The sequence below is a fragment of the Daejeonella sp. genome, from assembly GCF_049655485.1.
Lineage (GTDB): Bacteria > Bacteroidota > Bacteroidia > Sphingobacteriales > Sphingobacteriaceae > Daejeonella.
Window position 1 is genome coordinate 1 of the sequence record NZ_JBASJU010000022.1, and the last position, 4,101, is coordinate 4,101.

Genomic DNA, 4,101 nt, shown 5'->3' on the forward strand with positions numbered 1-4,101 from the left:
AATCCCTGAGAGGGCTGTATGAATTGTAAATTGTGGAGAAAAATTAGTCTGCGTAATCTTCATTAAATAAACTGGAGCGACTCGGATTGTTCAGGTTCTCGTTGATGTTGATGATTTGATCATCCAGTTCATTGACACACTTTTCAATCTGCTCCAGAAGTTCATCCTTGTCCATGAGGTTGTCCCCTTCTAAAAGCATTAATCCCTTTAGTGTGGCTACAGGACTCCTGATCTGGTGTGAGAGGTGTGATGAATATTCCGAAAGCTTTTTATTTTTTATCTTCAGGTCGACGGTTCGCACTTCGATGAGTTCCTCAAGATTCTGATTTGTGCGATCAAGAACATCTTTTTGCTTGGATACTTCTTTGTTCAATCGTGTTAATTCAAAATTTGTTCGGGAGGATTTCTTGACATTCTTTATCAACAGAAAAATTACAATGAATGAAAGTAAAGCAACTATACTACTAGCCGCCAACAGGGTTTTAGTATTTTTTTGCCGTTCAATAATCAATTCGCTCTCTTTTTGCCGTGCTAATTGAACATGTTGTGATTCAAGAAGGCTGATCTTATCTGAGGTATTATTTGCGTATCGGGCACTGTCTTGTTTATAAGCTTGTTGGAGATATCCCAGTGCCTTAAAATAGTTTTCCCGCTTGTTTTCTAGTTCATAAGACGTGAGAATATAGTTATATTCCAGCCTTTCATCGCTTAGCATTCGGGTATAGACCAAGCCTTCTGCAATGGATCTTTCAGCTTCCTCAAACTCCTGTTGCGCAATGTGGAACGAGCTTAAAGTTAAATTAATGGAAGCAACAGAATTAATGAGCTTTTCTTCTTTAGCCTTTGCAAGGGCCTCCTGCAAATTTTCTTTTGCCTTTGTATAATCACTTAAATTGAAGTATAAGACACCGAGATTTTGATGGCTTTGAATTATACCAATCTTATTGCCTAATTTCTTGAACATGGTGAGGCTCAACTTATAAAAAGACAGCGCTCTGGAGTAGTTTTTTAGTTTTTGATAAGCTGTTCCTATGTTGAGATATAGCCCAGCAATTAATTCTTTTATACCTAATTTTTTGGCGATAAGCAGACTTTTGTTGAAATTTTCAAGAGATTTAAATGGCTCTATATCCCGATAAAGGTTACCTATATTATTGTAAACTTTAGCTTCGCCCTGTAAATTTCTGCTTTTTTTGAAATTAGTTAAAGCATTGAGATAATTTTCAATCGCCGAATCAATTGAATTTTTATAGCTGTTGCCAATGCCTAATACCCTGTAGGATTCCGCAATCCCGTTAATATGTTTCAGCTTTACTGCTATTTTTAAAGCTTGATTAGCTTTAGCAATAGTTACATTGGGATTAGTCAGTCTGGCGTTAAAGGCTTGATTATTAAGTTTAATAACCGTGGAAGTATCAGAAATTGTTGTAATATTTGTAGAACCTTCTGTTGTACGCGGGGTAAAAGCAATTAAGCTTGTGAACAACAATATAAAGTTCAATATTTTCATCCTGATCTGAATGCAAGTTTAAAGTAAATTTAAACAATTAGTCCAAACCGTTAGAATTTTTTTAACCTGTTGGACTTTCTCAATTTAATATTAATAATAAACAAAATTATATCAACTAATAAACAACAAAATCATGAAAAAAGTACTATTAATGATCGCAATTTCAGGAACAATTTTTTTAGGTAGCTGTCAAAAGGATGAGGTTTTGGTACCTGCCGAAAACTCCTCAGTAAAGGTTGACAAGGGTGTTTCATGCCGTGGATGTGGTCAATGGGACATCGCTACTACAGGGGCAAAGGCAGCATTAAACACGGTGACCTATGATGGTGAAACTGATAAATTGACCACTCAAATTGAACTTTCAACTTCAAATAGTAAAAGGTAATAAATTTCAACATTCAGAAATTCAAGTATAAAAGACCATGAAAAGAATAATTATTATAGCTTTTATCGCAGCTTCCCTGTCATTAGGATTTACTGTAGTAAACAATGCAACAGAAAAGGTACCTGCACCCAAGTTAGAGAAACAAGTGAAAACAAACTTTTCTAATAAATCCGACGAGAAGAGACTAGCAAGTTGGGATTAATCGTCTCCATATGACGAATCGTAGCCATTCCATTTGGTATTTTATTTACCATTTATGGAATGGCTATTGTTAGATTTCTATCTTTGCTCAAAATAATTGTATGCAGGAGATAAGAAAATATGTAAGTGATAATAAGCAGCGATTTCTGGACGAGCTTTTTGAGTTGCTGCGGTTTCCCTCTGTGAGTGCAGATCCGAAGTTTAAAGAAGATGTTCTCAAAACAGCTGAGTTTGTTGCTGAGAAATTGAAGGCTGCCGGCGCTGATAAAGTTGAAATTTGTCCTACTGCAGGATACCCCATAGTTTATGGAGAAAAGACCATTGACAAATCCTTGCCAACGGTTTTAGTATACGGACATTATGATGTTCAGCCGGCAGATCCATTGGAATTATGGAAAACCCCTCCATTCGAACCTACAATTCGGGATGAAAAGATATATGCCCGCGGTGCGTGTGATGACAAGGGCCAGTTTTACATGCATGTTAAGGCATTTGAATTAATGATGGAAACCAACACCCTACCTTGTAATATCAAATTTATGATAGAAGGTGAGGAAGAAGTAGGTTCCGCTAATCTAGGGATCTTCGTTGCTGAAAATAAAGAGAGACTTAAGGCGGATGTCGTATTGATTTCTGATACTTCGATGATCAGCCTTGAACATCCTTCTTTGGAAACAGGATTACGTGGCCTGTCATACGTTGAAGTCGAAGTAACCGGCCCAAATCGGGACCTTCATTCGGGAGTTTATGGAGGTGCAGTCGCAAATCCGGCGACAATCCTGGCGAAGCTCATTGCATCAATGCATGATGAAAATAACCATATAACCATCCCTGGGTTTTATGACAAGGTTATTGAATTGAGTGCGAAAGAACGAGAAGACCTTAATAAAGCTCCCTTCGAAGAGAATGAGTATAAACAAGATCTTGAAATCGGAGAACTTTGGGGCGAGAAAGGCTACACAACCTTAGAGCGCACAGGAACCCGTCCAACGCTTGAAGTAAATGGTATTTGGGGAGGATATATTGGCGAAGGTGCCAAAACAGTTTTGCCTTCTAAGGCATTTGCTAAAATCTCTATGCGTCTGGTGCCAGATCAGAATTCATATGAAATTACACGGTTATTTCAAACCCACTTCGAAAGCATCGCACCTAAAAGTGTAAAAGTTAAAGTTAGCCCGCATCATGGTGGTGAACCAGTTGTAACCCCAACCGACAGCATCGCTTATAAGGCAGCACAAAAAGCAATTTCGCAGGCCTTTGGTAAAGAGCCAATACCGACCCGCGGGGGAGGAAGCATCCCTATCGTAGCCTTGTTTGAAAAGGAATTAGGCATTAAAACTGTTCTGATGGGCTTTGGGCTGGATAGCGATAACTTACATTCGCCCAATGAGAAATTTGATATAGCTAATTTTTACAAGGGAATTGAGACTATTCCTTTGTTTCATAGGTATTTCGCTGAGTTAAGCAGGTAAGAGGAGTTGACGGTTGACAGTTGACAGCGGTGTGGCGTCTAGTCCACCAAGCTTACTGTCAACCGTCACCTGTCAACTTATATGGTTGTTTTCTCGCAACTCTTCAAAAACTCTTCATCTGCGTCAGCTCCAATACCTGATGTGTTCGGAAGGTCTAAAAAATACCCCTGATAAGTTAATCCCCCTATAACAGGATCTACAAGGTGGCCTAACAGACAGGTGTCAAGGTCAAAAAATTTAATATTGTTGCAGGCGTAGGCGAAATGCAAGTTAGCGCTCAGCGCTATTCTGCTTTCCAGCATACTTCCTATCATACAGGGTATCCCCGCTTCTTTCGCTATTTCATGAATTTTTAAGGCCTCGTTAATACCACCCGACTTTGAAAACTTTATGTTAATGTAATCGCAGCTTTCTGAATCAATCAGCTTGCGTGCATCATGGTGGTTGTAACAGCTTTCATCAGCCATAATTTTTATGGGAGATTTTTTTCTGAGTTCAGGAAGCCTATCGTCGTACCAGGTGCGCATAGGCTG

At 38.8% G+C, this 4,101-nt stretch carries 5 protein-coding genes; 3 read left to right on the top strand and 2 right to left on the bottom strand.

Features of this window, described 5'->3' with window-relative positions; translation table 11 throughout:
- Window positions 1–43 precede the first annotated feature (43 nt).
- A complete protein-coding gene (locus tag WBJ10_RS01175) occupies window positions 44–1,510 on the bottom strand; it encodes a tetratricopeptide repeat protein (RefSeq protein WP_424287727.1) in 1,467 nt (488 codons plus the stop codon).
- A gap of 133 nt (window positions 1,511–1,643) precedes the next feature.
- Between WBJ10_RS01175 and WBJ10_RS01180 the strand changes: the two genes are divergently transcribed.
- The 3 genes from WBJ10_RS01180 to WBJ10_RS01190 all read left to right on the top strand — a co-directional run bounded on the left by WBJ10_RS01180 (window position 1,644) and on the right by WBJ10_RS01190 (window position 3,568).
- Window positions 1,644–1,895: a hypothetical protein gene (locus tag WBJ10_RS01180; RefSeq protein ID WP_424287728.1), complete on the top strand. Its 252-nt coding sequence runs from the start codon at window positions 1,644–1,646 to the stop codon at window positions 1,893–1,895.
- 37 nt (window positions 1,896–1,932) lie between these two features.
- Window positions 1,933–2,097 carry a hypothetical protein gene (locus WBJ10_RS01185; RefSeq protein WP_424287729.1) on the top strand — a complete coding sequence of 55 codons (165 nt, stop codon included), beginning with the start codon at window positions 1,933–1,935 and terminating at the stop codon, window positions 2,095–2,097.
- 100 nt (window positions 2,098–2,197) lie between these two features.
- Window positions 2,198–3,568 carry a dipeptidase gene (locus WBJ10_RS01190; RefSeq protein ID WP_424287730.1) on the top strand — a complete coding sequence of 457 codons (1,371 nt, stop codon included), beginning with the start codon at window positions 2,198–2,200 and terminating at the stop codon, window positions 3,566–3,568.
- Window positions 3,569–3,645: 77 nt separating this feature from the next.
- On the opposite strand, the gene WBJ10_RS01195 is transcribed toward WBJ10_RS01190, so the two are convergent.
- The coding region (locus WBJ10_RS01195) for a mandelate racemase/muconate lactonizing enzyme family protein (RefSeq protein WP_424287731.1) at window positions 3,646–4,101 on the bottom strand (456 nt) is incomplete at its 5' end.

What these genes read in the sequence shown, in the direction of transcription:
- WBJ10_RS01175 (WP_424287727.1), bottom strand. Translation starts at nt 1,510, where the DNA reads ATGAAAATATTGAACTTTATATTGTTGTTCACAAGCTTAATTGCTTTT.
- WBJ10_RS01180 (WP_424287728.1), top strand. Translation starts at nt 1,644, where the DNA reads ATGAAAAAAGTACTATTAATGATCGCAATTTCAGGAACAATTTTTTTA.
- WBJ10_RS01185 (WP_424287729.1), top strand. Translation starts at nt 1,933, where the DNA reads ATGAAAAGAATAATTATTATAGCTTTTATCGCAGCTTCCCTGTCATTA.
- WBJ10_RS01190 (WP_424287730.1), top strand. Translation starts at nt 2,198, where the DNA reads ATGCAGGAGATAAGAAAATATGTAAGTGATAATAAGCAGCGATTTCTG.